At 70.4% G+C, this 26,083-nt stretch carries 27 protein-coding genes; 15 read left to right on the top strand and 12 right to left on the bottom strand.

The features are described 5' to 3' along the window. Positions 1–51: 51 nt before the first annotated feature. Entirely contained in the window at positions 52–1,113 is a 1,062-nt protein-coding gene (gene rutA, locus IEY33_RS13780; RefSeq protein WP_188963866.1) for a pyrimidine utilization protein A, read from the top strand. Positions 1,114–1,200: 87 nt separating this feature from the next. Here the strand turns inward: rutA and IEY33_RS13775 are convergent, their stop codons facing one another. Then, the gene (locus IEY33_RS13775; RefSeq protein WP_188963865.1) at positions 1,201–1,635 is read right to left on the bottom strand and encodes a secondary thiamine-phosphate synthase enzyme YjbQ; all 435 of its coding nucleotides are present in this window, start codon (positions 1,633–1,635) and stop codon (positions 1,201–1,203) included. 69 nt (positions 1,636–1,704) lie between these two features. Here IEY33_RS13775 and IEY33_RS13770 point away from each other — a divergent pair, with 69 nt between their 5' ends. The 5 genes from IEY33_RS13770 (at position 1,705) to IEY33_RS13750 (ending at position 4,886) form a co-directional block, all read left to right on the top strand. Continuing rightward, entirely contained in the window at positions 1,705–2,229 is a 525-nt protein-coding gene (locus tag IEY33_RS13770; protein WP_188963864.1) for a MarR family winged helix-turn-helix transcriptional regulator, read from the top strand. 116 nt (positions 2,230–2,345) lie between these two features. Further along, positions 2,346–2,777 carry a DoxX family protein gene (locus tag IEY33_RS13765; RefSeq protein WP_188963863.1) on the top strand — a complete coding sequence of 144 codons (432 nt, stop codon included), beginning with the start codon at positions 2,346–2,348 and terminating at the stop codon, positions 2,775–2,777. Positions 2,778–2,804: 27 nt separating this feature from the next. Further along, complete coding sequence (locus tag IEY33_RS13760; protein ID WP_188963862.1) at positions 2,805–3,686, top strand: VOC family protein; 882 nt, start codon at positions 2,805–2,807, stop codon at positions 3,684–3,686. Positions 3,687–3,798: 112 nt separating this feature from the next. Beyond that, the gene (locus IEY33_RS13755; protein WP_188963861.1) at positions 3,799–4,380 is read left to right on the top strand and encodes a chromate transporter; all 582 of its coding nucleotides are present in this window, start codon (positions 3,799–3,801) and stop codon (positions 4,378–4,380) included. Beyond that, on the top strand, positions 4,377–4,886 hold the full coding sequence (locus IEY33_RS13750; RefSeq protein ID WP_188963860.1) for a chromate transporter: 510 nt from the start codon (positions 4,377–4,379) through the stop codon (positions 4,884–4,886). Before IEY33_RS13755 ends, IEY33_RS13750 begins: the two co-directional genes overlap by 4 nt. Positions 4,887–5,125: 239 nt before the next feature. Here the strand turns inward: IEY33_RS13750 and IEY33_RS13745 are convergent, their stop codons facing one another. From IEY33_RS13745 to IEY33_RS13735, 3 genes are all read right to left on the bottom strand, one after another. Beyond that, the gene (locus tag IEY33_RS13745; protein ID WP_188963859.1) at positions 5,126–6,685 is read right to left on the bottom strand and encodes a glycerol-3-phosphate dehydrogenase/oxidase; all 1,560 of its coding nucleotides are present in this window, start codon (positions 6,683–6,685) and stop codon (positions 5,126–5,128) included. A 234-nt stretch (positions 6,686–6,919) separates the two neighbouring features. Continuing rightward, entirely contained in the window at positions 6,920–8,425 is a 1,506-nt protein-coding gene (gene glpK / locus IEY33_RS13740) for a glycerol kinase GlpK (protein WP_188963858.1), read from the bottom strand. Between the two features lie 96 nt (positions 8,426–8,521). Beyond that, a complete protein-coding gene (locus tag IEY33_RS13735) occupies positions 8,522–9,358 on the bottom strand; it encodes an MIP/aquaporin family protein (protein WP_188963857.1) in 837 nt (278 codons plus the stop codon). Between the two features lie 241 nt (positions 9,359–9,599). Here IEY33_RS13735 and IEY33_RS13730 point away from each other — a divergent pair, with 241 nt between their 5' ends. Further along, on the top strand, positions 9,600–10,571 hold the full coding sequence (locus IEY33_RS13730) for a sugar-binding transcriptional regulator (protein ID WP_188963856.1): 972 nt from the start codon (positions 9,600–9,602) through the stop codon (positions 10,569–10,571). A 59-nt stretch (positions 10,572–10,630) separates the two neighbouring features. On the opposite strand, the gene IEY33_RS13725 is transcribed toward IEY33_RS13730, so the two are convergent. Together IEY33_RS13725 and IEY33_RS13720 are read right to left on the bottom strand one after the other, a co-directional pair. After that, positions 10,631–11,407: a shikimate dehydrogenase gene (locus IEY33_RS13725; RefSeq protein WP_188963855.1), complete on the bottom strand. Its 777-nt coding sequence runs from the start codon at positions 11,405–11,407 to the stop codon at positions 10,631–10,633. A gap of 27 nt (positions 11,408–11,434) precedes the next feature. Further along, the gene (locus tag IEY33_RS13720; protein WP_229671027.1) at positions 11,435–12,430 is read right to left on the bottom strand and encodes a lipid II:glycine glycyltransferase FemX; all 996 of its coding nucleotides are present in this window, start codon (positions 12,428–12,430) and stop codon (positions 11,435–11,437) included. A gap of 183 nt (positions 12,431–12,613) precedes the next feature. Here IEY33_RS13720 and IEY33_RS13715 point away from each other — a divergent pair, with 183 nt between their 5' ends. The 4 genes from IEY33_RS13715 to IEY33_RS13700 all read left to right on the top strand — a co-directional run bounded on the left by IEY33_RS13715 (position 12,614) and on the right by IEY33_RS13700 (position 17,072). After that, positions 12,614–13,681: a peptidylprolyl isomerase gene (locus IEY33_RS13715; RefSeq protein ID WP_188963853.1), complete on the top strand. Its 1,068-nt coding sequence runs from the start codon at positions 12,614–12,616 to the stop codon at positions 13,679–13,681. A 164-nt stretch (positions 13,682–13,845) separates the two neighbouring features. Beyond that, the gene (locus tag IEY33_RS13710) at positions 13,846–14,457 is read left to right on the top strand and encodes a TetR/AcrR family transcriptional regulator (protein WP_188963929.1); all 612 of its coding nucleotides are present in this window, start codon (positions 13,846–13,848) and stop codon (positions 14,455–14,457) included. 127 nt (positions 14,458–14,584) lie between these two features. Then, positions 14,585–15,292 carry a cytochrome c gene (locus IEY33_RS13705; protein WP_188963852.1) on the top strand — a complete coding sequence of 236 codons (708 nt, stop codon included), beginning with the start codon at positions 14,585–14,587 and terminating at the stop codon, positions 15,290–15,292. Positions 15,293–15,452: 160 nt separating this feature from the next. Beyond that, entirely contained in the window at positions 15,453–17,072 is a 1,620-nt protein-coding gene (locus IEY33_RS13700; protein WP_188963851.1) for a S49 family peptidase, read from the top strand. A 262-nt stretch (positions 17,073–17,334) separates the two neighbouring features. Here the strand turns inward: IEY33_RS13700 and IEY33_RS13695 are convergent, their stop codons facing one another. The 3 genes from IEY33_RS13695 to IEY33_RS13685 all read right to left on the bottom strand — a co-directional run bounded on the left by IEY33_RS13695 (position 17,335) and on the right by IEY33_RS13685 (position 20,187). Beyond that, positions 17,335–19,260 carry an MDR family MFS transporter gene (locus IEY33_RS13695; RefSeq protein WP_188963850.1) on the bottom strand — a complete coding sequence of 642 codons (1,926 nt, stop codon included), beginning with the start codon at positions 19,258–19,260 and terminating at the stop codon, positions 17,335–17,337. Then, on the bottom strand, positions 19,257–19,838 hold the full coding sequence (locus IEY33_RS13690; protein WP_188963849.1) for a MarR family winged helix-turn-helix transcriptional regulator: 582 nt from the start codon (positions 19,836–19,838) through the stop codon (positions 19,257–19,259). The genes IEY33_RS13695 and IEY33_RS13690 overlap by 4 nt, the downstream gene beginning before the upstream one ends. 127 nt (positions 19,839–19,965) lie before the next feature. Next, positions 19,966–20,187, bottom strand: a complete 222-nt coding sequence (locus tag IEY33_RS13685; protein WP_188963848.1) for a hypothetical protein — start codon at positions 20,185–20,187, stop codon at positions 19,966–19,968. A 212-nt stretch (positions 20,188–20,399) separates the two neighbouring features. Here IEY33_RS13685 and icd point away from each other — a divergent pair, with 212 nt between their 5' ends. Beyond that, positions 20,400–21,638: an NADP-dependent isocitrate dehydrogenase gene (gene icd / locus IEY33_RS13680; RefSeq protein WP_188963847.1), complete on the top strand. Its 1,239-nt coding sequence runs from the start codon at positions 20,400–20,402 to the stop codon at positions 21,636–21,638. Positions 21,639–21,791: 153 nt separating this feature from the next. Then, positions 21,792–22,004: a hypothetical protein gene (locus IEY33_RS13675; protein ID WP_188963846.1), complete on the top strand. Its 213-nt coding sequence runs from the start codon at positions 21,792–21,794 to the stop codon at positions 22,002–22,004. A gap of 24 nt (positions 22,005–22,028) precedes the next feature. Here IEY33_RS13675 and IEY33_RS13670 read toward each other — a convergent pair whose 3' ends face one another. Beyond that, positions 22,029–23,249: a hypothetical protein gene (locus IEY33_RS13670; RefSeq protein ID WP_188963845.1), complete on the bottom strand. Its 1,221-nt coding sequence runs from the start codon at positions 23,247–23,249 to the stop codon at positions 22,029–22,031. A gap of 115 nt (positions 23,250–23,364) precedes the next feature. Here IEY33_RS13670 and IEY33_RS13665 point away from each other — a divergent pair, with 115 nt between their 5' ends. Then, the gene (locus tag IEY33_RS13665; protein WP_306415617.1) at positions 23,365–23,901 is read left to right on the top strand and encodes a 3'-5' exonuclease; all 537 of its coding nucleotides are present in this window, start codon (positions 23,365–23,367) and stop codon (positions 23,899–23,901) included. Between the two features lie 97 nt (positions 23,902–23,998). Here IEY33_RS13665 and IEY33_RS13660 read toward each other — a convergent pair whose 3' ends face one another. Together IEY33_RS13660 and IEY33_RS13655 are read right to left on the bottom strand one after the other, a co-directional pair. Then, on the bottom strand, positions 23,999–24,448 hold the full coding sequence (locus IEY33_RS13660) for a hypothetical protein (RefSeq protein WP_188963843.1): 450 nt from the start codon (positions 24,446–24,448) through the stop codon (positions 23,999–24,001). Positions 24,449–25,008: 560 nt separating this feature from the next. Next, a complete protein-coding gene (locus IEY33_RS13655; protein ID WP_188963842.1) occupies positions 25,009–25,287 on the bottom strand; it encodes a hypothetical protein in 279 nt (92 codons plus the stop codon). A 119-nt stretch (positions 25,288–25,406) separates the two neighbouring features. Here IEY33_RS13655 and IEY33_RS13650 point away from each other — a divergent pair, with 119 nt between their 5' ends. Continuing rightward, entirely contained in the window at positions 25,407–26,006 is a 600-nt protein-coding gene (locus tag IEY33_RS13650) for an SCO family protein (RefSeq protein ID WP_188963841.1), read from the top strand. The last annotated feature ends 77 nt before the right edge of the window (positions 26,007–26,083 follow it).

Below are 26,083 nucleotides of genomic sequence, written 5' to 3'. Positions count from 1 at the left end.
TCCATTCCCGTTGCCCCACCGCGCCCCCTTCCCGGCGCAAGAGGAGTCATCATGGATTTTGGCGTGTTCCTACCGATCGGCAACAACGGCTGGATGCTCTCCGCGACGAGCCCCCAGTACCAGCCCAGCTTCGAGCTGAACAGGGCCATCACGCTCGCTGCCGAGCGGCACGGCTTCGAGTTCGTGCTCAGCATGGTCAAGCTGCGCGGCTTCGGCGGCAAGACGGAATTCTGGGATTACAACCTCGAATCGTTCACGCTCATGGCGGGCCTCGCGGCCGTCACGAGCCGCATCCAGCTGTACGCGAGCGTCGCCACGCTCACCCTGCACCCCGCCATGGTGGCGCGCATGGCCGTCACCATCGACGACATCTCCGGCGGGCGCTTCGGGATCAACATCGTGTCCGGCTGGAACCGCAGCGAGTACGCGCAGATGGGCGTGTGGCCCGGCGACGAGCACTACGGCGCGCGGTACGACCACGCGAGCGAGTACGTGCAGGTCATGAAGGACCTGTGGCGCGACGGCGTCAGCAACTTCAAGGGCCAGTACTTCCAGATGGACGACTGCCGCCTCCTGCCGAAACCCAGCCACGACATCCCGCTCGTGTGCGCCGGCGCGAGCGAGCGCGGCATGGCCTTCTGCGCCGAGTACGGCGACCACAACTTCATGATCGCCGACACCGAGGGCACGAACCTGCGCGCGTTCAACGACACCCTGAGCGGCATCGCGCAGCGGGCCGGACGGCAGGTGGGCACGTACGCGCTGTACACCGTGATCCTCGCCGACACGGACGACGAGGCCCGCGCGCGCGAGCAGCACTACCGGGACGGCGCGGACCTGGACGCCATCGCGTTCATGACCGGGCAGGCGAGCCTCGACACGGCCGGAACGACCGCGCAGGTCATCTCGCAGCTGCAGGGCGCGACGTTCATGGGCATCGGCCTGCTGGTCGGCTCGCCCGCCACCGTCGCGCGCGAGATCGACCGCCTCGCGGAGATTCCCGGTACGTCCGGCATGATGCTGACCTTCGACGACTTCGTGCTGGGCGTGGAACGCTTCGGGAGCGAGGTCATGCCGCTCCTGAAGTGCAGGCAGGCCCTCGCCGCCGACTGACCGAGGAGGGAGCGGGGGCAGAGCACTGCTGGCCCTGCCCCCCGCCTTTCACGTACAGCGTGAGCGGCGGGGGCTGGCCCCTGCGGTTCAGTCGTTGCGGGCCGTCTCGCCGGTCAGGGTGAGGGTGAGGGTCCTGGGGCCGCCCCGATCTCGGTGCTCGCAGAGGTACACGCCCTGCCAGGTGCCCAGGTGCAGGCGGCCGTCCCGGACGGGCAGCGTGAGGGCCGGGCCGAGCAGCGCGGCCTTGATGTGGGCGGCCATGTCGTCGTCGCCTTCCAGGGTATGTTCGAAGGGGGGCCAGCCGTCCGGGACGGCGTGGTTGAAGTACGTCTCGAAGTCGCGGCGCACGTCGGGGGAGGCGTTCTCGCTGAGGGTGAGGCTGGCGCTGGTGTGCCGGATGAAGACGTGCAGCAGGCCCACGCGCAGCGTGCGGAGCTGCGGGACGGCGGCCTGCACCTCGTGGGTGATGAGGTGAAAGCCGCGCGGGTGGGGGCGCAGGGTCAGGTCGGTGGAGTGCCACATGAGTCCAGGGTAGCGGGTGCGGCTTGAAACTGTTCGTTGCAACGACTATATTGAGGGTCAGGAGCCCGCATGACGACCCACACCCCGAGCCCGGCCCAGAGCACCGCCCCTGCCCCGGCGCAGCCCACGGCCATCACCTCACCCGAACACCGCGCCTTCCTGGCCGTCCAGAAGCTCGCCGCCGACCTGACCGTCGCGTCCTCGGCCCTGCTGAAGTCCGCCGGGCTGAGCGGCCCGCAGTACAACGTGCTGCGGATCCTGCGCGGCGCGGGCGAGGGGCGCACCTGCGGCGAGATCTCGGCGGAACTCATCAACCGCGACCCGGACGTCACGCGGCTCCTCGACCGCCTGGAGGCCGCCGGGCTCGTCACGCGCACCCGCGAACGCCGGGACCGGCGCGTCGTGACGAGCCGCATCAGCGAGGCGGGCCTGGACCTCCTGGCCCGCCTGGACGGCCCGAACCTGGACGTGCACCGCCAGCAGTTCGCGCACCTGCCCCCGCAGCGGCTCGCGCTGCTGCTGGAGCTGCTGGAGGAGGCCACCCACCCGGAAGCGGCCGTCAGCCCGGACGTGCCGGAGGTGGCCGCGCCCTGAGGGGCGGCACGCTCTGCGCGCAGACATTCGTTTCAACGACCTTCCTCGTCCGCCCGACCCATACCGCCCCCCCCTTCACCGTCCGCCCGGACCACACCGCACCCCCAGGAGGCCCCATGACGACCCTGAACCCAGACACCACCCCCGCCCTGCGCCCCCGCCCCAACCTCGGCCTGACCGTGCTGCGCGTCTCGACCGGCGCGATCTTCCTGATGCACGGCATCCAGAAGTTCTTCACGTACACCCTGCCCGGCACGACCGGCGCCTTCACCCAGATGGGCGTCCCGCTCCCCAGCGTGAGCGCGCCCCTCGTCGCGGCCGTCGAACTGATCGGCGGACTGGCCCTCATCCTGGGCCTCGGCACCCGTATCGCCGCCGCCCTGCTGGCCGTGAACATCCTCGTCGCCATCCTGATCGTGCACCTCAAGGCCGGGTTCTTCTCCCCGAACGGCTTCGAGTTCCCGCTCGCCCTGCTCGCCGCCAGCGTCGCCCTGGCCCTCAGCGGCGGCGGCGCGGCCAGCGTGGACCGCATCCTCAGGCGCCGCTGAGCGGCCGCACACCCCAGGAGTCCCGACATGACCACGACCGGCACTGTCTCCCCCGCCTCCCCCGCCCCGCACCTGCCGGGCGGCCTGAGCGTCGGCCCCGTCACGCTCGGCGTGACCGACCTCGCGCGCAGCACCGCCTTCTACACGCAGGGCCTCGGCCTGCGCGTCCTGCACAGCACGCCTGACCGCGTGACGCTCGGCGTGCCCGCACGACCCCTCCTCACGCTGAACGCCCGCCCCGGACGGCCCGCCCCGCCCAGCAGTCCGGGCCTGTACCACCTCGCGCTGCTGCTCCCCACCCGCGCCGACCTGGGGCGCTTCGTGCGGCACATGGCGGGCCTCGGCGCGCGCCTCGGGCAGGGCGATCACCTCGTCAGCGAGGCGCTGTACCTGAACGACCCGGACGGGCACGGCATCGAGGTGTACCGCGACCGCCCCCGCAGCGAGTGGACGTGGCACGGCACGCAGGTCGAGATGGACTCCAGGCCCGTCGACATCCAGGGCCTGCTGCGCGAGGCCGGACCGGACGCCCCATACGCGGGACTGCCGGACGGGACCGTGATGGGCCACGTGCACCTGCGCGTGACGGACCTCGCCGCCACCGAGGCCTTCTACGCGGGCGTGCTGGGCTTCGACATCGTGAGCCGCTTCTCCGGGCAGGCGCTGTTCGTCTCGGCGGGCGGGTACCACCACCACCTGGGCCTGAACACCTGGCAGAGCCTCGGCGGGACGCGCGCCCCGGCAGGCAGCGCGCAGCTGGAACGCGCCACGCTCGTGCTGCCGGACGCGGCAGACCTGGACGCGCTGGCCGCGCGGCTCGCGGCGGCAGGTGTTTCGCATGAACGGGACGACGCGGGCCTGCACGTGCAGGATCCGGCCGGGAACCCCCTGCTGTTCACACTCGCCTGACCCGCAACGTCCAGGATGAACGCAACGGCCCACCTGCACGGTTAGGCCGTTTCGTTCGTTCTGTTCGCCGTTCACCGGGCCGGTGACAGCCGGACAGGCCTATCCTCCGGGCATGGCGGCCTCCCCTGTCGGCCCCGCGCCTTCCCGGACCACGCCCGGCCGGGCACGGATTCCTCTTTCCGCCCTCTTCCGGGGCTTCCTGCTCGCTAGCCTGAACGCCTTCGGCGGCGGCCTGAACGCGCACCTGCTCAACCTCGTGCGCCGCGAGGGCTGGCTCGCCGATCAGGAATTCGCGGAGTTCAGCACCTTCGCGCAGACGCTGCCCGGCTCGAACAACGGCAACCTCTCCGCGCTGCTCGGGTACCAGCTGCGGGGCGTGCCGGGCGCCGCGGTGGCCCTCACGGCCCTGCTGCTGCCCGGCAGCCTGCTGATGGCGGCCCTGGCGGGCGCGTACTTCGGCGGGAGCCTCGCCACGGACCCGCACGTCAGCGGGGCGCTGCAGGGCGCGGCCGCCGCGGCCCTCGGCATCGGCGCCTCGGCGGGCCTGAATGTCCTGCGCTTCACGCTCACGCACCTGCAGGCGACCGTGGTGGCCGTCCTGACGTGCCTGCTCGCGCTGTTCGTGCCGGGCGGCACCGTGATCGCCCTGGCCGTCCTGCTGCCGCTCGGCGTGCTGTTCGGACGAAGCACGTGAGCAGCGCCGTCACCGTGTTCGTGGAGTTCGTGCGGCTCGGCTTCCTGTCGGTCGGGGCCGTGAACCTCGCCGCGATGGGTCAGGTGGTCGTGGAGAACCACCACTGGCTCACGCACGAGCAGTTCGTGCAGGGCTACGCGCTCGGACAGCTGCTGCCCGGCCCGAACATCCTCAGCATCATCCTGTACGGCCACGCGGCCGCCGGCATGACGGGCGGCATTGCGGCCCTGCTGGGCTTCTTCGTGCCGCCCGCAGGCGCGGTCGTGGCAGCCTACGTGGTCACGCAGCGCGGCTCGCCCGTCCTCGCGCGGCTGTACCGTGCACTGCTGCCCATCGGGGCGGGCCTGCTGCTGGCGGGACTGGCGGTCCTGGCGCGCGGCAGCGTGACGGGACCCGTCACCGCCCTGATCGCCGTGGCGGCCTTCGTGGTCACGCGCGCCACACGCGTGCCGCCCGTCCTGGCGGTCCTGACGGGACTGGCCCTCGGCGCGCTGCTGCTGCACTGATACGTTATCTGATACGGTTTTGAGCTGAACTTTTGGAGTTCAGCCGAGCGGAGCGAGCACCAACAAGTCCGGTGTGGAGGAGGTGGAAGGGATGCCTTTGCTGTTCCCGGCATCCCTGGAATCGGATCAACACCGTGTGAGCCGAACTCCTGGAGTTCAGCCGGGCGGAAGGAGGGAGAGGAAGCGGCGGACGAATCCGGCTCCCTCTCCCTCCTGTGGCGTCCGGCCGGGGTTCGTGGTTACAGCTGGTACTGCTGGGCGAGCGTGGTGTACTCGCTGACCTGCTTGGCCTGCCACGCGGCGTCCTGCCCGAGTTCCTCGGCGAGGATCTCTGCGACGCGTGGGGCGGACTCGCTGCTGGCGCGGGCGTTCAGCAGCAGGGCGCGCAGGCGGCGCGACAGGATGTCCTCCACGGTGCGGGCCTGTTCGAAACGGGCGGCCCAGCGGACTTCGGCCTCGGTGTACGGCAGGTCGGGGTGCAGGGGCGTGCCGGCGCCTTCCAGTTCGCGGATGCGGGCGGCGTCGGTGCCGTACACGCGCCAGTGCTGGTCGAGGGTGTCGGTGGTCCAGCCGTGCAGGTGCAGGGCGGGCGTGACGGTGAGGCGTTCGGGCAGGCCCGCCTGGCGTGCGGCGCGGTTGACGGTGTCTTCGCCCATGCGGCGGTACGTGGTCCACTTGCCGCCCGTGAGGGTGATGAGGCCGCTGTCGGAGATGCGGATGACGTGGTCGCGCGAGAGGGCCTTGGTGTCGGTGCCTTCGGCGGCCTTCACGAGGGGGCGCAGGCCGACGTACACGCTGCGCACGTCGGCGCGGGTGGGGGCGGGGTCCATGTACTGCGCGGCGGTCTTGAGGATGAATTCCACCTCTTCCGGCAGGGGGCGCGGTTCGAGGCTCGCTTCGGGGACGGGCGTGTCGGTGGTGCCGATCACGACGTGGTCGTGCCATGGGACGGCGAACAGGACGCGGCCGTCGTCGGTGCGGGGCACCATGATGGCGCTGTCGCCGGGCAGGAACTTGCGGTCGACCACGACGTGCACGCCCTGGCTGGGCGAGAGCATGTCCTTGGCGGAGGCGTCGTCCATGCGGCGCACGGCGTCCACGAAGACGCCGGTGGCGTTCACGACGACGCGCGCGGAGACGCGGTGCTCCTGGCCGGTTTCGCTGTCGCGGAAGGTGGCGCCGTCGACCTTGCCGGCCGCGTTCTTGTGGAGGGCCGTGACGGGCGCGTGGTTGAGGGTGACGCCGCCGTGGTCCTGCAGGGTGCGCATGAGGGTGATGGCGAGGCGCGAGTCGTCGAACTGCCCGTCGAAGTACAGGATGCCGCCCTTGAGGCCCTGTTTGCGGAGGGTGGGGGTGCGTTTCAGGGCTTCCTGCTTGTTGATGTAGCGGCTGTTCTGGAGGTTGAGTTTCCCGGCGAGCAGGTCGTACATCTTGAGGCCGATGCCGTAGAAGGGGGCGCTCCACCAGGTGTACGCGGCGATCAGGAAGCCGAGGTCGCGGACGAGGTGCGGGGCGTTCTGTTTGAGCAGGCCGCGTTCGTGGAGGGCCTCACGGACGAGGGAGACGTTGCCCTGCGCGAGGTAGCGGACGCCGCCGTGCACGAGTTTGGTGCTGCGGCTGCTGGTGCCTTTGGCGTAGTCGTGCGCTTCGAGGAGCAGGGTGCGGTAGCCGCGGCTGGCCGCTTCGACGGCGGTGCCGAGGCCGCTGGCGCCGCCGCCGATCACGAGGACGTCCCAGGTCTGGGTGTCCTGAATCTGGCGGAGGGTGTCCTGGCGGGTGGGGGTGGTGGGTTGGGTCATGGGGGGCTCCTGTGGGGCGGGTGCCGGGGGTGGGGGGCGGGCGCTGGGGGGTGCTGCAGTCCAGCAACTTGAACACTTGATCATCGCACAAGAACGTTTGTTCATGGGTGACGCGGCACCCCATCCGGCACGCGGTCAGGGCGGCCTTCCGGACGCGTGCATGCCTGCCCACCGGTCGGGGAGCAGGCATGCACAGTCGGCGAGATCGGCGACGGTCAGACCGGACGGCCGGACTCAGGCGTCCTGTTCCCACTCCATGCTGCGCTTCACGGCGCGCTTCCAGGTGTCCATGCGCTTCTTGCGTTCTTCACCACTCATGTTCGGCTCGAAGCGGCGGTCCACCTGCCACTGGCCCTGCAGTTCCGCCTCGTCCTTCCAGAAGCCCACCGCGAGGCCCGCGAGGTACGCCGCGCCGAGCGCCGTGGTTTCCGTGACCTTGGGCCGCACGACCGGCACGCCCAGGATGTCCGCCTGGAACTGCATCAGGGCGTTGTTGTTGCTGCCGCCGCCGTCCACGCGCAGTTCCTGAAGTTTCGCGCCGCTGTCCTGCTGCATGGCTTCCAGCAGTTCCGCACTCTGGAAGGCGATGCTCTCCAGGGCCGCGCGGGCGATGTGGGCGGCGGTCGTGCCGCGCGTCATGCCGACGATGGTGCCGCGCGCGTAGCTGTCCCAGTACGGGGCGCCCAGGCCCACGAAGGCGGGCACGAGGTACACGCCGTCACTGCCGTCCACCGTCGCGGCGAGCGTCTCCACCTCGGCGCTCGTGCGGATGATGCCGAGCCCGTCGCGCAGCCACTGCACCACGGCGCCCGCCACGAACACGCTGCCTTCCAGCGCGTAGGTGCGCTTGCCGTCCAGCTGCCACGCGACGGTCGTCAGGAGCTTGTTCTGGCTGGGGACGGCGTCGTCGCCGGTGTTCAGCAGCATGAAGCACCCGGTGCCGTAGGTGTTCTTGGCCATGCCGGGCGTCAGGCACACCTGACCGAAGGTCGCGGCGTGCTGGTCGCCCGCGATGCCGGCGATCCTGACCTGCGCGCCCAGCAGGCCCGCGGAGGTCTGACCGTACACCTCGGAGCTGTTGCGGACTTCGGGCAGCATGGCGCGCGGCACGCCGAGGATCTCCAGCAGCTCGTCGTCCCACTGGCCGGTGTGGATGTCGTACATCAGGGTGCGGGCGGCGTTGGTGGCGTCCGTGATGTGCAGTTCGCCGCCCGTCAGCTTGTACACCAGCCAGGAGTCCACCGTGCCGAAGGCGAGTTCACCGGCCTCGGCGCGCGCGCGGGCACCCTCGACGTTGTCGAGCAGCCAGCGGACCTTGGTGCCGGAGAAGTACGCGTCGAGCACCAGTCCGGTCTTGCGCTGGAAGATCTCGGCCTTGCCGCTGGCGCGCAGTTCGTCGCAGTACCCGGCGGTGCGGCGGTCCTGCCACACGATGGCGTTGTGGATGGGCTGGCCGGTCTTGCGGTCCCACACGACGGTCGTCTCGCGCTGGTTGGTGATGCCGATGGCGGCGATGTCGCTCGCGCGGATGCCCGCGCCGCTCAGGGCTTCCTGCATCACGCCGCTCTGGGTGCTCCAGATCTCGTTCGCGTCGTGCTCGACCCAGCCGGGGCGCGGGAAGATCTGCCGGAACTCCTTCTGCGCCATGCTGCGGATGCTGCCCGCGTGGTCGAACACGATGGCGCGGCTGCTGGTGGTGCCCTGGTCGAGCGCGAGGATGAACTGGTCGGCGTTGGTCATGGTGACTCCTGTGGGTGGACGCGTCGGTCCGGTGAGGGGCGTGAGGGTGGGGACGTTCGGCACGCCCCGGCCCGTGAGGGCGGGGCGCGAGGGGGTTCAGCGCTGCTGTTCGAGGTTGAAGGCCGGGTCGACGCCCTGCTCGCCCACGGCGGACAGGTGGGCCTTCTGGAGGGTGCGGCCGATCACGAAGTCGTAGATGAAGGCCCCCACGAGGGCGCCCACGATGGGACCGATGACCGGGACGAGCCACACGCCGCTGCCGTCGGTGAGGCCGTTGTTCTTGAAGCCGGCGATGACCGCGAAGAGGCGCGGGCCGAGGTCACGGGCGGGGTTGATGGCGTAGCCGTGCATGCCGCCGAAGCTGATGCCGATGGCCATGACGACGAAGGCCACGGCGAGCGCGCCCCACGCGGCCCCGGCGGGGTTGGCGAGCTTGTCGCCGATGGCGAGGATCAGGCCCATCAGGAGGGCGGTGCCCACCACCTGGTCGATGAAGCCGGGCCAGAAGCCGGGCACGGCCGGGAAGGTGCTGAAGATGCCGGTGGTGTGGTCGAGGGCCGGGTCGAAGCCGAGCCATTTGGCGTGGTACACCGCGAACACGATGGCGGCCCCGAGGAACGCGCCGATGAACTGCGCAGCGATGTAGTGCGGGACCTTGGCCCAGGGGTGGCGGCCGGTCGCGGCAAGGGCGATGGTGACGGCCGGGTTGAGGTGCGCGCCGCTGATGGCGCCGGACATGAAGATGCCCATCAGCACGGCGAAGCCCCAGCCGAGCGTGATGTTGGTGTACCCGCCGTTCACGATCTGTCCCGGAATGACGGGGTCCTTGCTGGCGAAGAGAACCACCATCGCCACGACGCCGCATCCGAAGAGGATGAGGACCATCGTGCCGAGCAGTTCGGCGGCGAATTCCTGCATGGCGCTGAATTTCATGAAGCCTCCTGGATGCCTGTCTCCCGGTGTGGGGCAGGGCGCTGTGGATTGTTGATGAAGCTACTGTTCCACCTGCATGAACAATTGTCAAGCAGCTTTGAACAGGCGTTCATGTTTGTGGTGTGAACGCTCGCCCAACTTTCGGTGAAAGCCGCGTCACACGCGAATCCCCCGCGCCCAGCAACATGAGAGAATGCTGCGAAGGCACTCATCCTGACGCCGGGCTGTATCCTGAACGCCGATGACCGAAGACCAGGGCCTCCAGGCCGTAAAAGTGGCCCGCCTGTACTACGAGCAGGGCCTCACCACCGACGCCATCGCCACCGAACTCGGCCTGTCGCGCCCCAAGGTGTCCAGGCTGCTGTCGTACGCGCGGCGCAGCGGCCTCGTCGAGATCCGCATCCACGACCCCGAAGGGCAGGCACAGGGCCTCGAAGCGCGCCTGCAGGCCATCTACCCCTTCCTGCGCGCCCAAGTGGTCAGCGTGCCGCTCGGCAGCGGCGAGGACGTCTGGCTGGAACGCACCGCCACCGCCGCCGCCAGCCTCCTGAGCAACCTGCTGCAGCCGGGCATGCTGGTGGGCCTCGCGTGGGGCAACACCCTGAACGCCGTCAGTCACGCGCTCGTGCCGCGCACCGTGCCGGACCTGACCTTCGTGCAGCTGAACGGCTCCGCCAACGCCGCCGACTTCGTGAGCGGCTTCGTGACCGACAGCATCCTGCGCTTCGCCCGCAACTACTCCGCCCACGCGCAGCTCTTTCCCGTCCCGACCTTCTTCGACGACCCCGCCACCAAGCAGGCCATGTGGCGCGAGCGCAGCGTCCGGCACGTCCTCGACCTGCAGGCGCGCGCCGACATCCTCGTGTACTCCGTCGGCAGCCACACCGCGCAGACGCCCAGCCACGTGTACAGCGCCGGGTACCTCGCACCCGCCGACCTGAACGCCCTGGCCGCCGAGGGCGCCGTGGGCGACATCGCGACCGTCTTCTACCGCGAGGACGGCAGCCACGAGGGCCTGTCCCTGAACGCCCGCGCGAGCGGCCCGGACCTGCGCCTCGTGCAGCGCGCCCCGGAATCGCTGTGCGTGGTGAGCGGCCTCGGCAAGGTCGCGGCCCTGCGCGCGGCCCTGCGCGGCGGTCTGATGCGCCGCCTGATCGTGGACGAGATCACCGCGCAGGCCGTGCTGAACCTCGAAGCCCAGACCCCCCTCTGAGCAGACACCCCTCTCCGCACGCGCCGCTCTGAGCCGGATTCCTCTCCGGGCGGGAAAGGTCAGGGGAGCAGGCGGGCAAGTGCAGTCAGGGCGTCCGGCGCGAAGCGCTGTCCGGTCGCGTGCGACAGGCGGCGCGCGAGGCGCAGGTCCGGCAGGCGGGCGAGCGGCACGAGGGACGCTCCGGCGCGCGTGGCGGCACCCCCGGCGCGGCCCGTCAGGTCGAGCAGCGCGTGGAAGGGCTGCAGCACGCCGGGCGGGAGCGTCCCGGCCGTCAGGACGATCAGGTCGGCGCGTTCGGCGAGCGTGACGAGGGCCGGGTCGTTGCGGGCCGTGAACTGCGCGCGGAAACCGGCGGGCAGGTCGCGGGCGAGCGCTTCGGCTTCGGGCCTTGACGCGGCGGCCAGCGTGAGGCTGCCCAGGCCCAGGCGCGTGAGGGCCATCCCGGCCCCCAGGTCGCCCGCCTGCCCGACGATCAGGGCGTTCGCGCCGCGCACCGGGTAGCCGCTGTCTTCCAGCGCGTCGAGGAGCGCGTCGGGCAGGGTGTGCGTGGCGTTCGCGCGGCTCGGCTGGCCGTGCTGCCCTCCGGCGAAGGAGAGCGCGTCGGCACTTCCGGCGCGGGTGGCGGCCGTGTCGGGGTGCGCGGCACTCAGGACGCTGCCCTGCTGCGCGGCCGCGACGAGGGCGCCCGGAGCGCCGAGCGCGGCGCAGGCGGCGAGCACGTCCGCGAGCGGTTCGGTCGGGACGGACAGCGCGGTGAGGCCCAGTTCGCGCAGCGCGCGGGCCGTTTCGGGCGGGTAGCCGATCAGGGCAAGCGGCGTGTCGTGCGCGGCGCTCACGCGCTCACGCTCCGCCGGGGCCGCGCGTCACAGGACATCGTCGGCGCTGCCGCGCTTGCGGAGGTTGTTCTGCGTCTTGCGCCAGCGCAGCGCGCGGGCCACGGCGGGCGCGAGCGGGCTGAGCGGCAGTTCGTACGCCGGGTACCAGACCTTGTCGCCGCCGAAGCTCTCCTTCATGCGGACGAGGCCGATGCTGTGCTTGTCCTCGCTGATGGTGCGCGGAATGCCCCAGAAGTCGAAGAGGGTGTACCCGTGCGCTTTGGCGTCCAGCATCGCGCCCCAGTAGAAGGCGGTGGGGGCCTTCACGTCCTTGCGGGCCTCGCCCGTCTCGGTGGGCCGGTCGTCCCTGACGCTGCCTCCGAACAGGTAGTACGTGCCCTGCCCCATCGTCACGAAGAACCCGCCCGCGAGCGCCCTGCCCTCGTGCCGGGCGAGCACCACGTACGCTTCGCCGCCGTGCGCGTTGCCTTCCTTCAGCATGGTCTCGTAGTATGCGCGAGGGAACGCGCCGAGCTTCGCGCGTTCGTTGGTGGCGCTGAAGATCTCCCAGAAGTCGTCGAAGTTCGGGTCGCGCGCGACCGTCACGCCGAACTTCTGCGCGGCGCGCACGTTGCGGCGCGCCATGCTGTGCAGGCCCGAGAACAGCAGATCTTCCGGCTGCGACAGGTCGCTCACGATGGTGTGCTCCGGCTGTTCGGACTCGGTGCGGCGCCACGGGCCGTAGCGGTCCGGGATGTGTTCGGCGCTCATGGGGACGGGCGGTTCGATCTTCAGGAAGGCGTCGCTGGGCCGCGCGGCGCTCCGGACGGCCTGCGCGAAGGCGGGCAACAGGTCCAGGGACGCGAGGGCCGGGCCGCGCGGCGCGTACAGCGTGGTGAAGCCCGGCAGGAGCCGCTTGCGGATGAGCTGCACCGCGCCCACCACGTCGTCGCCCTGCAGGATCAGGTACCGCAGCGGCGTCTGCCCCAGCACCCGGCGGGCCTCGCCGTACCCCCAGCCCTGCAGGGCGCTGGTGACCGGCATGGAGCGCACCACGTCGTCGTAACGGCGGGCGTCCTGGGTGGCGAGGAGGCGCAGGGGCGCGGAACTGGGCGGGCGGGCAGCGGACACGGGCCGGATGATAGCGCACGCACCGGGGCGGCGGGCGCGCCGCAGCGCGTCAGTTGTACTCATTCTCCGCACGCCGGGTACGGTACATTGAGCGGCGTGAGAACATTTTTCCTGACCCTGGCCCTGGTTGCGGGCAGCGCAGCCTTCGCTCAGACCGCCCCGGCCACCCCCACCACCCCGGCGGTCCCGGCGCAGAGCGCGCCCGCCACGGCCACGCCCGCAGCGGCCACCCCGGCACCGGCCGATCCGGCCACGCCGGTCGCCACGGTCGGGGGGAACACCATCACGCTCGGGCAGTTCGACGCGTACTTCCGTCAGCTGGCGGGCCGCAGCGTGAACGCGCAGGGCGTGCCGCTCACGGACGACCTGCTCGTGAACTTCAACCAGTACCGCCCGCAGCTGCTGCAGCAGTTCGCGCGGCAGCAGGCGATCCTGCAGCTGGCGCGCACGGCGGGCTTCAAGGCCGACGCCGCCGAGATCGACAAGAACTTCGCGGACGCCAAGTCGGACTTCGCGACGGACGCGGAATTCAAGGACGCCCTGAACGCCAGCGGGTACGCGGACGCCGACACCTTCCGCGCGACGCTGGAAGACGGCGCGGTGTACAACGCGTACCTGAACAGCATCAAGGCGAAGTTCAAGTTCGGTGACGCGCTCGTCGCGAGCTACTACCAGCTGAACAAGTCGAGCTTCGCGCAGGACGCGCAGGCGTGCGCGAAGCACATCCTGGTCGCCACGCAGCCGGAAGCGCAGGACATCGTGAAGAAGCTCGCGGGCGGCGCGGCCTTCGCGGATCTCGCCAAGGCGAGCAGCAAGGACCCCGGCAGCGCCGGGCAGGGCGGCGACCTCGGCTGCCTCGGGATGGGCGAAACGGTCCCCGCCTTCGACAAGGCGGCTTTCACCGGCCCGCTGAACACCCCGCAGGTCGTGCAGACCGAGTTCGGCTGGCACGTGCTGGTGGTCAGCAGCCGCACCCCGGCGGGCGTGCAGCCGCTCGCGGACGTGTCCGCGAAGATCCGTGACCAGCTGGCGGGCGAGGCGGCACAGAAGTACGTGGACGCGCAGGTCGCCAAGCTGAAGATCGTGACGATGCCGGAAGTGGTGACGGTCGCGCCCGCACCCACGAACGCGGCCCCCGCCGACGCCGCGCCTGCAGGCAAGTAACGACCGAGCAGGTCCGCCCGGCAGCGCGCGGGGCGGTTCAGGGGAGGGGGTCCGGGGAGTCCGGGTCCCCTCCCCTGTTGCGTGCCCTCCTGCCCGGCGGCATCGTCCGGCCGGATCAGGCAGGCGCGGGGGGCGGGGGCGGGCCATGCTCTACACTGCGCGGCGTGGCGCGGCGCGTGAATCCCATTCAGGAACGGCAGCGGCGGACGGCGCTGGAACGCGCGGCGTACCTCGCGATCTTCGAGCAGGGGTACGCGGGCGTGACGCTGGACCGCATCGCGGCGCATGCGGGCGTCAGCAAGGGCACGCTGGTGTACCACTTCGGCACGAAGGAAGGCCTGCTGGCGGCCGTGATGCGCCGCTTCGTGCGGACCATCACGGCCGCCACGCGCCGCGCCCTGCGGCTCGCGCCGACCCCGCACGACCGGCTGCGCGCGTACGCCGAGAACCAGTTCTACACGGTGGAGAGCACGCGGCGCTTCTACACCGTGTACCTGGACTTCCTGGCGGCCAGCACGCGCGACCCCTCGCTGATGACGCTGCAGCGCGCGTACGCCGAGGAGACGCACCGCATGGACGTGGAACTCGTGCGGCTCACGTCGGGCGGCCCGGTGGGGCGCGCGTGGCAGCTGCGGGCGCTGGTGGACGGCCTGAGCGTCCGGTTCCTGAGCGACCCGGACCCGGACCTCGCGCAGTACCGCCAGTGGTGCCTGGAGGGCCTGTACCGCCTGCTGGACCTCGACGCGCCCGCCGCACCTGCAGCCCGGCCGGACTGAGGGAACGGTCCGGCGGGGAGAGTGGCGTCCATCCCCTGCGGGTGGGCCGGGCGAGCATGAACGTCACGTGCAGGGGCGGCTGCCTGCACGACAAACGCCCCTGGGCGGCTGTGTTAGGCTGAATCCCATGAAGAACACGTTTGCCGTGTCCATGACGCTGCTGCTCGCCCTGACGCTGGGCGGCAGCATTCTGGGCTACCGACTGGCCACCCACGAGGAAGAGAAACCCGCCGCGACGGCCAGCACCACGGCCGGCACCACCAGCGAGGGCGGCAGCGCCAGCACCTCCAGCATGAACACCGCCGCCGCGCCCGCCGACGGCACGTCCACCGCGCCCGGCAGCACGACCGCGCAGGGCAGCAGCGCGGACCAGAGCAGCATGAGCGGCGGGGCCGCCAACACCGGGACCGGCAACCAGGCGGGCACGCCCGGCAACACGGACCTGTCCGGCACGAAGTCCAGCAACGCCGCGGACGGTTCGCTGACCGCGTCCGGCCCGAACGCCGCGCAGAAGGGCACGCAGGCGGCAGCCGCCCAGGGCGGCACGCAGGCGGCGGGCGCCACGGCGGGCGGCGACGCCACCAAGGGCAAGGCCGTGTTCGCGTCCGCGAGCTGCGGCGGCTGCCACGGCGCGAACGGCGAGGGTGGCATCGGGCCGAACCTGCACGCGGCGGACGGCCCCAAGAGCTGGACCTCGGAGCAGTTCCTGACGGCGCTGCGCAGCGGTCAGTCCCCGGCGGGCGCCCTCAAGGCCCCCATGCCGCAGTTCAGTGCCGCGCAGGTCAGCGACGCCGACGTGGCGAACGTGTACGCGTACATCAAGACCCTGAACTGACACCACAGCAGAAAGGGCGGGCCGATTCCCCACGGAACGGCCCGCCCTTTCTGCGGCCGCTGCACGGCGCGCTGTCCGGCCCGGCGGGGATGCTGCATGAAGGTTGCGTGGGCGGCAGGCGTGACGGCGCGCCTCATGCCGGACCTGTACATTGAGCGGCATGAACCTGCCCTTCCTGAAGAAGTCCGGGGACGCGCTGCCGCAGGGCGTGAGCCGTCCGACGTGGGTGGTGCTGGACCTCGCCGGGGATTACCCGGCCCTGAATCCCGGCAATCCGCTCGCGGCGCTGCTGAACCGCCAGGAGACGCTGGAGGGCCTCACGGCCCGGCTGGAGCGGCTGGAGCGGGCCGAGTGGCTGCACGGGGTGCTGGTGCGCTTCGGGGCGTACAGCGCGGGGCTCGCCACGTCACGCGCCATCCGGGACGCACTGGCGCGCCTGTCGGAGCACAAGCGCACCGTCGCGTTCGTGAGCAGTCTCGGGATGCCGAACCTGCTCGCCGCGAGCGGCGCGGGCGAGATCGTCTCGCCCGAGTCGGCAGAGGTGAACGTGCTGGGGCTGGGCATGGAGGTCACGTACCTGGGCGCCTTCCTGAAACGGCACGGGGTGACGTTCGAGAACCTGCGCATCCGGGAGTACAAGTCGGCCCTGACGCGCTTCAGTGACGACCAGATGGACCCGCACAACCGCGAGCAGCTCACGCGGCTGCTGGACAGCATGGAGGGCAGCTGGGCGGAGGACCTCGCGGCCGCGCGCGGCCTGAGCGTGGACGCGGTGCGCGGGTGGCTGGATCACCCGGTCAGCTCGGCCACCGCGGCGCTGCAGGCGGGCCTGATCGACCGCGTGGCGTACGAGGACGAACTGGTCGGCCCGGCCACGCGGCCCATGGGTGCCGTGCTGGACCTGCTGAAGCCCGCCGGACGCGCGGGCCGCAGGGCGGGGCGGGTGGCGGTCGTGCCGGTGGTGGGGACCATCATGACGGGCCGCTCGCAGCGCAACCCCCTCCCGATCTTCGGCGGAGTGACGGCCGGGTCCGACACGGTGGTCGCGGCCCTGAAACGCGCCGGGCAGGACGAGCAGACGAAAGCGGTCGTGCTGTACGTGGATTCGGGCGGCGGTTCGGCACTCGCGTCGGACCTGATCTGGCGGGAGGTGAGCGTGCTGGAGGGGCTCGGCAAGCCGGTCGTGGCCGTCATGGGCGGCGTGGCCGCGTCCGGCGGGTACTACGTGCTGGCGGGCGCGCGGCACGTCGTGGCGAGCCCGTACACCATCACGGGCAGCATCGGCGTGGTGAGCGGCAAGCCGGTGCTGGAGGAATTCAACCGCCGTCAGGGCCTCAACCCGGAGGCCGTGACGCGGCACGACGCGGGCCTGATCTACAGCCCGTCGCGGCCCTTCAGTGCCTCGCAGCGGGAACTGATGGAGCGCAGCATCGAGGAAGTGTACGACCGCTTCACGGCGCGGGTCGCGCAGGGGCGCGGACTGACGCAGGAGCGCGTGAACGAACTGGGGCGCGGCCGCATCTGGAGTGGGCAGGACGCCCTGCAGCACGGCCTGGTGGACGAGCTGGGCGACCTGCACACCGGCATCCGGCGCGCCTGCGAGCTGAGCGGCCTGCCGTACGGCGCGCCCACGTGGACGGCCACCCCGAAGGCGCGCGGGCCGCTGCCGGAGTTCGTGCAGGAGGCCGGGCGGGAAGCGGCGGGCCTGACCCTCACGGCGGGCCTGTGGCCGGAGAGCGGCGTGCTGATGCTGCTGGACAGTGACCTGCGCGTGCGCTGACAGACGACAGCGGCACAGGAAGGAGGGCGCCCCCGAACCGGTGGGCGCCCTCCTTCCTGTCCGGCATACCGCGCGCGGCGTCCGTGTGTGATGCTTGTCCGGTGTTGATCCGATTCCAGGGATGCCGGAAACGGCGCCGACATCCCTTCTTGGGCAGAACGGACGCCATACAGGACGCCTGCCCGCTTTCATCTCCTCAACACCGGACTTGTTGGTGCTCGCTTCGCTCGGCTGAACTCCAGGAGTTCAGCTCAAAACCGTATTACATCTCCATGGCGGCGAGGCCGGGGCGTTCGCCCTCGGTGCCGGTGCCTTCGCCCTTGCGGGGGAGGCGGAGGTTCGGCATGGGGAGCGAGGCGAGCAGCGCCAGGAACGCCACGAGGATGCTCACGAGGTAGATGCGGCTGACGGTGGTGGCGAACGCGACCTTGATGGCGCGGCCGACCTTGTCGAGGGTGGTGTTGGTCTGCGTGACCGCCTGGTCCTGCGCGGCGCTCAGGCCCTTCTGCAGTCCGGCGATGACGGCCGTCCGGCCCTGGGGCGTGGCGATGGCCTGTGCGGGGATGGCGTTCAGCTGCGCGGCGAGCTGGGCGGGCACCTGCGGGTTCGTGGCGACGGCTTTCACGGCGGCGACGTTGCCTGTGTTGATGGCGCCCGTCACGCCCGCGAGGAGGCCGTCGAAGCCCTGCTTGATCTGCACGTCGGCCTTGGTCTTGGCGGCGGCCACGTCGAAGGTCGCCTGGCTGCTGCCGCCGCTGCTCTTGCCGGCGCTGCCCATCTTGTCGAGCTGCGCGCGGATGGCGGGGGGCGCGTCGGCCTTGACGGGCGCGAGCTGCTTGCTGATCTGGGTGGGGAGCATCGAGGTGAGGATCGCGCCGAACACGGCCGTCCCGATGACGCTGCCGAACTGCTGGAAGAACTGGCCGCTGCTGGTGGCGACGCCGATCTCCCAGGGTTTCACGGCGTTCTGGATGGCGAGGTTGTAGAGCGGCAGGGCGGGGCCGAGGCCCAGGCCGAGCAGCACCATGTACAGCACCACCTGGAAGTACGGGGTGTCGGCGTTGAGGGTGCTGAGCAGCCCGAAGCCGCCCATCATCAGGCACAGGCCGATCAGGATCATGTTCTTGTAGTAGCCGAGGCGGGAGGCGAGCTGGCCGCTGCCGATGGCGCCCGCGATCAGGCCGAGCGTGAGGGGGATGGTGGCGGTGCCGGCCTTGGTGGCGGACACGCCCTGCACGTTCACGAGGTACAGGCTGAGGAACAGGATCGCGCCGAGGAAGGCCGCGCCGATGAAGAAGCGCGCGAGGACGCCCCAGGCGAAGGTGGGGTTCTTGAAGAGGGTGAGCGGCAGGATGGGGCTCTCGTGGCGGGATTCCTCGAACAGGAAGAGGCCCAGCGCGACGGCGCTCAGCGCGAAGAGGCCCAGCACGACGGTGCTCGTCCAGGCGTACGTGCCGTCCGCGCCGAAGGTGAGCGCGAGGAGCAGCGGGACGCTGAACACGACGATGAGGAGCGCGCCGAGGTAGTCGATCTTGGGTTTCAGGCCGCTGGCGAGGCGCGGCATCTTGCTGAAGATGAACGCCAGCGCGACGAGGCCGATGGGGAGGTTCACGTAGAACACCCAGCGCCAGGAGACGTTGTCGGTCAGGAAGCCGCCCAGGAGCGGTCCGATGACGCTGCTCAGGCCGAACACGGCACCGAAGAGGCCCTGGTACTTGCCGCGCTCGGCGGGCGCGAAGATGTCCGCGATGATCGCGAAGGCGACGCTGGTGAGGGCGGCCGCGCCGAAGCCCTGAATGCCGCGGAACACGACGAGCTGCATCATGCCGCTGCCGAAGAGGTTGTGCAGGAACGCTTCGCCGGACATGCCGCACAGGGCGCTGCCGAGCAGGAACACCACGATGCCGAACAGCAGGACGGGCTTGCGGCCGTAGATGTCGGAGAGCTTGCCGTAGATGGGCACCATGGCAGTGCTGGCGAGCAGGTACGCGGTCGTGACCCAGGAGTACAGGGACAGGCCGTTGAGTTCCTGCGTGATGCGCGGCAGGGCGGTGGACACGATGGTCTGGTCGAGGGCGCTGAGGAACAGGCCGAGCAGCGTCCCGATCAGGATCAGGCGTTTGGTCGGGAAGTCCAGCACGTCGGCGTAGTTGATGCGGCCCTCGGGGGCCTGCTGGGTCTGGGTCATGCGGTGTCCTCCGGGAGGGGGGTGGTGCGTGGGGCGGCGGGGTCGGCGGCGCAGCCGGGCATGGTGACGCCTGCCTGCAGGTCCTGCGCGTACAGTTCCTGCAGGACGGCCTCGATGTTATCGGCGGCGGCCTCGATGATTTCGGCGCTGACGCGGCCGAAGACCATCTGGTACGTCTCGTTGAAGCGGCGGTCCATGCCGTTCAGGACCGCTTCGCCGTCGGCGGTGAGGGCGAGGAGTTTGGCGCGGCGGTCTTCGGGGTTCTCGCGGCGTTCGGCGTACCCGCGCTGCACGATCCGGTCCGTGAGATGGCTGGCGGCGGGGAGGCTCAGGCCGGTGAGTTCGGCGAGACGGCCGACGCTGACGGGCGAGTGGGCGCGCAGCTGGTGCAGGGCCGTCATCTGGCTGAACGTCAGGTCGTCTCCCTGCAGCTGTTCCTGCATGGCTTTCATGACCTGTCCGGAGACGTAGCGGTGCAGGCGTTTCATCTGCTGGCCGAGGCGCTGGCCGGGCGGCTGGGGCGGGTCTGTCGCTGGGGCGGGTGGGTGCGTGGTGGCCTCCTTCACGGTTGCAAGCATGAAACTATTTCACGTACCAAACAGTAAAGTACCTCACAACTGTTGCATGCACGAAGCGAACAGCCCACCTGACAGGCCCCGGAACCAAAAAAAGCGCCCCGAAGGGCGCTCATGTCGGGGAAGAACCTCAGTCCTTCTTGGCTTCGTTGGCGTGGTGGTCCGCCTCGGCGTTGTGCGCCTCGGCCTTCGCGCGGTCTTCCAGGGCCTTGGCCTTGTCGGCGGCGTTCTCGGCGGGGTTGTTCCCGACGTGACTGGCGACCTCGTGCCCGGCGGCACGCAGGCGGTCGGCACCCTCGTTGATCTTGGCCTTGGCGGCGTCCAGCAGGTTTCCGGCTTTGTCTTCGCTCATGTGTTGCCTCCAGTGATGAATTCCCAACGGGTAGCCCCAGCATGCCAAGCCCCGCCGGAAGACGCATGTGGACAATCTCAGCCCACCTTCACGTGCCAGGGGCACATGAAGAAGCGGTCAAGACGCAACGGGGCGTGCCGCACCCGGTAACACCCCGGCGCTGCACGCGGTGCACCGAAATTGCGTGCCCTGTACGCTAAAGTGACCCTGCTATGGACAACCACATCAAAGTACCCCAGGGCGAGAAGATCACCATGCAGGGCGACGTGCTGAACGTTCCCAACAACCCCATCGTTCCCTTCGTGGAAGGCGACGGGACCGGCCCCGACATCTGGAAGGCGTCGGTGCGGGTGCTGGACGCCGCCGTCGAGAAGGCCTACGGCGGGCAGCGCAAGATCTCCTGGATGGAGGTCTACGCGGGCGAGAAGGCCACCCAGGTGTACGGCGAGAACGAGTGGCTGCCGCAAGGCACCCTCGACGCCTTCGACGAGTACCTCGTCGGCATCAAGGGCCCGCTGACCACCCCGGTCGGCGGCGGCATCCGCAGCATCAACGTCGCGCTCCGCCAGGAACTCGACCTGTACGCCTGCGTGCGCCCCGTGCAGTACTTCCCCGGCGTGCCCAGCCCCGTCAAGAACCCCGAGCAGGTCGACATGACCATCTTCCGCGAGAACACCGAGGACATCTACGCCGGCATCGAGTACATGGCCGGCACCGAGGGCGCGCAGAAGATGCGTGACTTCCTGGTGAACGAGATGGGCGTCACCAAGATCCGCTTCCCGGACAGCAGCAGCTTCGGCGTGAAGCCCGTGTCGCGTGAGGGCACCGAACGCCTCGTGCGCGCCGCCATCCAGTACGCCCTCGACAACGGCCGCAAGAGCGTCACGCTGGTCCACAAGGGCAACATCATGAAGTTCACGGAAGGCGGCTTCCGCGACTGGGGCTACGACCTCGCCAAACGCGAGTTCGGCGGCGTCGAGATCGACGGCGGGCCCTGGCTGCAGCTGCCCGGCGGCATCGTCATCAAGGACGTGATCGCCGACGCGTTCCTGCAGCAGATCATCCTGCGTCCCGCCGAGTACGACGTGATCGCCACCCTGAACCTCAACGGCGACTACATCAGCGACGCGCTGGCCGCGCAGGTGGGCGGCATCGGCATCGCGCCCGGCGCGAACATCAACTACGTGACGGGCCACGCCATCTTCGAGGCGACGCACGGCACCGCGCCCAAGTACGCGGGCAAGGACGTCATCAACCCCAGCAGCGTGATCCTGTCCGGCGAGATGCTGCTGCGTCACCTCGGCTGGACCGAGGCCGCCGACCTGATCATCGCCAGCATCGGCAAGACCATCGGCCAGAAGGTCGTCACGTACGACTTCGCGCGCCTGATGGACAACCCCACCCAGGTCGGCACGACCGCCTTCGGCGACGCGCTCATCGCGAACATGTGATCTGCCCGTCCGGCCCGCCCGTCCCCTGAGACGGCCGGGTCGGGCGCGGTCATCGGGCGGTCCGGACAGTGGTCCGGGCCGCCCCTGTCGTTGCCGTGGCGGGCCGGGCGGAGCTTCCCGGGCCGGGTGGGCGGGCATGCTACGCTGGCGTTCATGACGCGGTTACTCGTGGCCCTGCTGGGTGTGGTGCTCCTGGCGATCCTGGCGCTGGCGGCCGTGTGGCTGCTGGGGCAGGTGCTGGGCGGCCTGGGCGCGTTCGTGGTGGCTGCGGCGTCGGTCCTGGCGGGCCTGCTGAAGTTCCTGCTGCTGGCGGGCGTGCTGTGCGGCGCGGTGTACTTCGTGACGAGCAGCTGGCGCAGACCCTGAGGGCCTGGAGACCCGGACTCCGGCTCAGCGGCCGGGGAGTCGCGTGACGCGCACCTGCGCCCCGCCGCCCTGCAGGTCGTCCTCGCACCATGCCACGTACACGGACCCGTCGCCCGCCACGGTCACGGACGCGCCCTGGGCGTCCCCGCCCGCGCTGAGCGCTCCGGCGTGCACGGCGGGCGTGCCGAGCAGCACCCAGCGGCCCGTCTGCCCGTCTCCCGCAGGGCGGGCCGCGTCCGGCTGCCAGCGGCGCGCGTACACGGCGTGCCGGTGATCTGCCGTCTCCTCGGACCACGCGACGACCGGCTGACCGTCCGCGTCCAGCGCGAGCGACGCGCGTTCCGCCAGGCGGCGCGGGTCGTGGTTGAGCGGCCCGCCGAGCGCCTGCCAGCCACGCCCCGTCCAGCGTTTCACGAACAGGGTGTCCACGCCGGAACGGTCCTCCTGCCACGCCACGACCGGCTGCCCGTCCGGCGCGAGCCTCAGCTGCGGCGCGAACGTGTACGTGTGCGGGCGCACGTTGAGCGGCCCACCCAGCGGGAGCCACGCGCCGCCCCGCCGCACCGACACGTACACGTCCGACTCGGCGACCGTGCCTTCCAGCCACGCGACGAGCACGTCGCCGTCCGCGCGGCGCGCCACGCTCGGAAAGAACGCGGTGCGGCGCAGGCTGCGGTTGGCAGGCTCGCTGCTCGTGAAGCCCTCGCCGTTCCACGTCAGGAGCTGCACCACGCTCCCCTCCGCGCCCGGGTAGTAGATGTTCGTCCACGCGATGATGGGCGTACCGTCCGGGCCGGGCGTGAAGGCCCGCGAGCGACCCGCGTCCGACAGGTTGCGCCGCACCGCGAACAGTCCGGGGGCGCGCCAGCCCGCGTCCGTCAGGCGGCTCACGAGGTACGAGTCTACGTGCGCCGTGCCGGAATCCTCGGCCCAGCCGACGCTGGGCGTGCCGTCCGGCCCGACCGTCAGGCTCAGCTGCGTGGCGTTGTGCCGTACGTCCTCGTTCAGCGGACCGCCGACACTCGCCCACGCGCCGCCCTCCAGCCTGCGCACGAACACCGTCTGGCCCTGCCCGGCGACACTTTCGGTCCAGGCGAGCACGGGTCTCCCCTGCCCGTCCGTGCCGAGCGCCGTGAGGCGAGCGCTGCCGCCCGCGCGGTTCAGGCCGGGCGCGGCGGCAGACAGCAGTGCAGGCAGCAGGCCCCCGGCAAGCAGGAGCGGCACGAGCAGCGGATGGGCGCGCATCCCCCGATTATGAACCGCCGGGCCACCGCCCGCGCTGACCGTGTGACGTGAGGCGCGGCGCGCGGGCGGCCCGGTGCGGTAAGGTGCGTGGGTGGAACGCACCGCCGAATATGTCGTGTTTGACCTGGAAACCACGGGCCTCAGCCCGGACCGTGACGCCATCGTGGAGATCGGCGCGATGCGCGTGCGGAACGGTGCGGTGCAGGCACAGGAGGTCTTCCAGACGCTGGTGAAACCGCAGGACGCGGCCGGGCAGACCATGTCCATCCCGTGGTACACGCAGAAGGTGCACGGCATCAGCGACCGCATGGTGATGGACGCCCCGACCCTGCCGGAGGTGCTGCCCGCCTTCCTGGAGTTCGTGGGGAGCGCGCCGGTCGTGGCGCACAACGTCGCCTTCGACAGCGGGTTCGTGCGGGCGGGCGCCGCGCGGCACGGGCTGCTGTGGCGGCCCGTGCGGGAGCTGTGCACGGTGCAGCTGTCGCGCCGCGCCTTCCCGCGCGAGAAGGGTCACAAGCTGGACGCGGTCGCGGCCCGGCTGGGCCTGACCTTCGAGGAAGGCGGACGGCACCGCAGTCTGGGCGACGTGCGCGTGACGGCCGAGGCGTTCCTGCGCCTCATGGAACGCCTGGAACTCGCCGCGCGCAGCTGAAGACCCCCGCAGGTCTCAGGGCACCGAGCAGAGGAATGAAGAGTGGCCGTCCCGGTGCATCCTGGGGCGGCCTTCTCTGGTGGCGTGTGCGTCCGTCTTACTTTTTGGCGGGTTTGCTGCCGGTCTTGCCGCCTGCTTTGGTGCGGGCGCGGGACGTGCCGAGCGACTGGCCTTTCTTGAAGCTGGCCTGCATCTTCTCGCGGGTCTGGGCGGCCATGGTCTTGAAGTCCACCAGTCCGGCTTCGATGGCCTCGACGCTGGGCTTGATGCGTCCGCCCTTCCGGCTGGCGGCGAGTTCGCGGTTGATGGTGTCGAACCACGCTTCGAAGGCGGGCGTCAGTTCGAAGAGCATTTCCTTGACTTCGCGGCTGTAGCTTTCGCCGCCGCCGCGCCGGTTGAACGTTTTGGGCAGCTGGAAGCGTTCGGGCATGTACGCGCCTTCGAAGTGGCCCTCGCGGACGGCGTTGCGGAAGAGTTTGACGAAGGTATCGCTGCGTTGGGGATTGGTCAGGTACGTGACCTGTTCACTGAGTTTGCGGTAAGCCATAATGTTCCCTCCTGAAAGGTATGACTTGTATTGTTCGCGCGATATGTGCGTTTGTCAATAACGAGGCTCCCTTTAAGGACTGGCGGTTCTTGGATGAAATCTGTAAGAAGTGGTCCACAGTCACCACAGCTGCAAGTGAATTCACGACCTGGAAAAGATGTGAACATGAGGCGCAGAGTCGCACCGACACACTGAATTCCAGCCTCAACTCCTTTCGTTTCCCCTCAGTGCAAAGCATCCGGACACGGAAAGAACCGAAGGATACGAAGGCCCACAATTCCATGACATCCACAGAGAGAACAGACAGTATACACGCAGGAACACCAGAGAACACCAGCATGCTCTCCGGCAGTCAGGAATGACCGGGAGGAGCATGCTGTCCGGACTGCAGCCAAAAGAAATGCCACACGGTGCCCTGACCGGAACCTCGGCAGGCGCGCCGCGTCAGGAGACGCCGCGTGTCGGGGAGGTGCAGGGCGTCAGGCGCCGGGTCTGCGGCAGGTGCGGCGCGTGAGTGAGGGTCCGGCGACGGCGGTGCACATGCCCGTCACCACATCCGGTCAGGTGAGACCCTGGCCCGCCAGGAACGGCGCGAGCGTCTCCGCGTTCACGTGCCAGTCGTCCTGATCCTCGCCGGGTTCGCGGGTCGCCTCACCGGCCTGCGCCATGCGGTTCAGTTCGGCCTCAACGCGCTGCGACACGCGCCGCAGCGGCATGGCCTGCACGTCCGGCACGCCGCGCCACGTCAGGAACGCGCGGTGGAAGGCGGGGAGGGCGTCGAGCCCGGTCCGGGATTCCAGGTCCCGCCAGGACAGGGCAGCGTCGTTCGGGGTGCTCATCTCCCCCATTGTGCGCGGTGGGCGCGCGGCCCGCCAGTCCCGCCAGGACCGGGGGAGCGGATGGCGGGTGGCGCGGCGCTGGGACACGCGGCCCGGCCCGCACCTCCTACACTGGAGGCATGAAAGCCCTGACGGCCCTGCTGCTGGCGCTCGCTGCCGTGATGGGCGGCGTGCTGGCGTACCGCTCCTACGCTCCGGCGGCGCTGCACGGCACGGCGCTCGATACCCCGCATCCTGTCGGTTCGGTGCCGCTCCTGCGGGATGACGGGCGCGTGGCGGACCTGCGCGATTCGGGCGGGCGGCTGCGGCTGGTGTTCTTCGGGTACACGAAGTGCCCGGACGTGTGCCCCATCACGCTGGGCGTCCTGGCGCGCGCGTGGGACGCGCTGACGCCCGCGCAGCAGGCGAAGCTGCAGGTGCAGATGGTGAGCGTGGACCCGGCGTTCGACCGGCCCGCCGTGCTGAGGCGGTACCTGAACGCGTTCAGTCCGGCGTTCCAGGGGTTCACGGGCCGCGAGGGGCGCGGGATGGACGACGTGCGCGTGGCGGAGCAGGCGCTGTACGTGTACGCCGCGCCGGGCGAGAAGCCCGGCACCCTGATTCACGGGGACGGCGTGGCGCTCGTGGACCGCGACGGGCGGTTCGTGCGGGTGTACGACAACGCGGCCGTGACGGGCGGAGACCTCGCGGCGGACCTGCCGAGGCTGCTGCGCGACTGAAGCCGGGGCGCGGCAGGCCGGGAGTGCTCCTGGCATCAGAGCGCTTCCCATTTTTTCGCAAATAGCATAAAATAGGG

The sequence above is a fragment of the Deinococcus aquiradiocola genome (assembly GCF_014646915.1).
Classification (GTDB): Bacteria; Deinococcota; Deinococci; order Deinococcales; family Deinococcaceae; genus Deinococcus; species Deinococcus aquiradiocola.
This window is presented reverse-complemented; position numbering and strand designations above follow the sequence as displayed.

Coding starts and splice junctions, on each gene's coding strand:
- rutA (WP_188963866.1), top strand. CDS start 52: ATGGATTTTGGCGTGTTCCTACCGATCGGCAACAACGGCTGGATGCTC.
- IEY33_RS13775 (WP_188963865.1), bottom strand. CDS start 1,635: ATGTGGCACTCCACCGACCTGACCCTGCGCCCCCACCCGCGCGGCTTT.
- IEY33_RS13770 (WP_188963864.1), top strand. CDS start 1,705: ATGACGACCCACACCCCGAGCCCGGCCCAGAGCACCGCCCCTGCCCCG.
- IEY33_RS13765 (WP_188963863.1), top strand. CDS start 2,346: ATGACGACCCTGAACCCAGACACCACCCCCGCCCTGCGCCCCCGCCCC.
- IEY33_RS13760 (WP_188963862.1), top strand. CDS start 2,805: ATGACCACGACCGGCACTGTCTCCCCCGCCTCCCCCGCCCCGCACCTG.
- IEY33_RS13755 (WP_188963861.1), top strand. CDS start 3,799: ATGGCGGCCTCCCCTGTCGGCCCCGCGCCTTCCCGGACCACGCCCGGC.
- IEY33_RS13745 (WP_188963859.1), bottom strand. CDS start 6,685: ATGACCCAACCCACCACCCCCACCCGCCAGGACACCCTCCGCCAGATT.
- glpK (WP_188963858.1), bottom strand. CDS start 8,425: ATGACCAACGCCGACCAGTTCATCCTCGCGCTCGACCAGGGCACCACC.
- IEY33_RS13735 (WP_188963857.1), bottom strand. CDS start 9,358: ATGAAATTCAGCGCCATGCAGGAATTCGCCGCCGAACTGCTCGGCACG.
- IEY33_RS13730 (WP_188963856.1), top strand. CDS start 9,600: ATGACCGAAGACCAGGGCCTCCAGGCCGTAAAAGTGGCCCGCCTGTAC.
- IEY33_RS13720 (WP_229671027.1), bottom strand. CDS start 12,430: ATGCCGGTCACCAGCGCCCTGCAGGGCTGGGGGTACGGCGAGGCCCGC.
- IEY33_RS13705 (WP_188963852.1), top strand. CDS start 14,585: ATGAAGAACACGTTTGCCGTGTCCATGACGCTGCTGCTCGCCCTGACG.
- IEY33_RS13700 (WP_188963851.1), top strand. CDS start 15,453: ATGAACCTGCCCTTCCTGAAGAAGTCCGGGGACGCGCTGCCGCAGGGC.
- IEY33_RS13695 (WP_188963850.1), bottom strand. CDS start 19,260: ATGACCCAGACCCAGCAGGCCCCCGAGGGCCGCATCAACTACGCCGAC.
- IEY33_RS13690 (WP_188963849.1), bottom strand. CDS start 19,838: ATGCTTGCAACCGTGAAGGAGGCCACCACGCACCCACCCGCCCCAGCG.
- IEY33_RS13685 (WP_188963848.1), bottom strand. CDS start 20,187: ATGAGCGAAGACAAAGCCGGAAACCTGCTGGACGCCGCCAAGGCCAAG.
- icd (WP_188963847.1), top strand. CDS start 20,400: ATGGACAACCACATCAAAGTACCCCAGGGCGAGAAGATCACCATGCAG.
- IEY33_RS13675 (WP_188963846.1), top strand. CDS start 21,792: ATGACGCGGTTACTCGTGGCCCTGCTGGGTGTGGTGCTCCTGGCGATC.
- IEY33_RS13670 (WP_188963845.1), bottom strand. CDS start 23,249: ATGCGCGCCCATCCGCTGCTCGTGCCGCTCCTGCTTGCCGGGGGCCTG.
- IEY33_RS13660 (WP_188963843.1), bottom strand. CDS start 24,448: ATGGCTTACCGCAAACTCAGTGAACAGGTCACGTACCTGACCAATCCC.
- IEY33_RS13655 (WP_188963842.1), bottom strand. CDS start 25,287: ATGAGCACCCCGAACGACGCTGCCCTGTCCTGGCGGGACCTGGAATCC.
- IEY33_RS13650 (WP_188963841.1), top strand. CDS start 25,407: ATGAAAGCCCTGACGGCCCTGCTGCTGGCGCTCGCTGCCGTGATGGGC.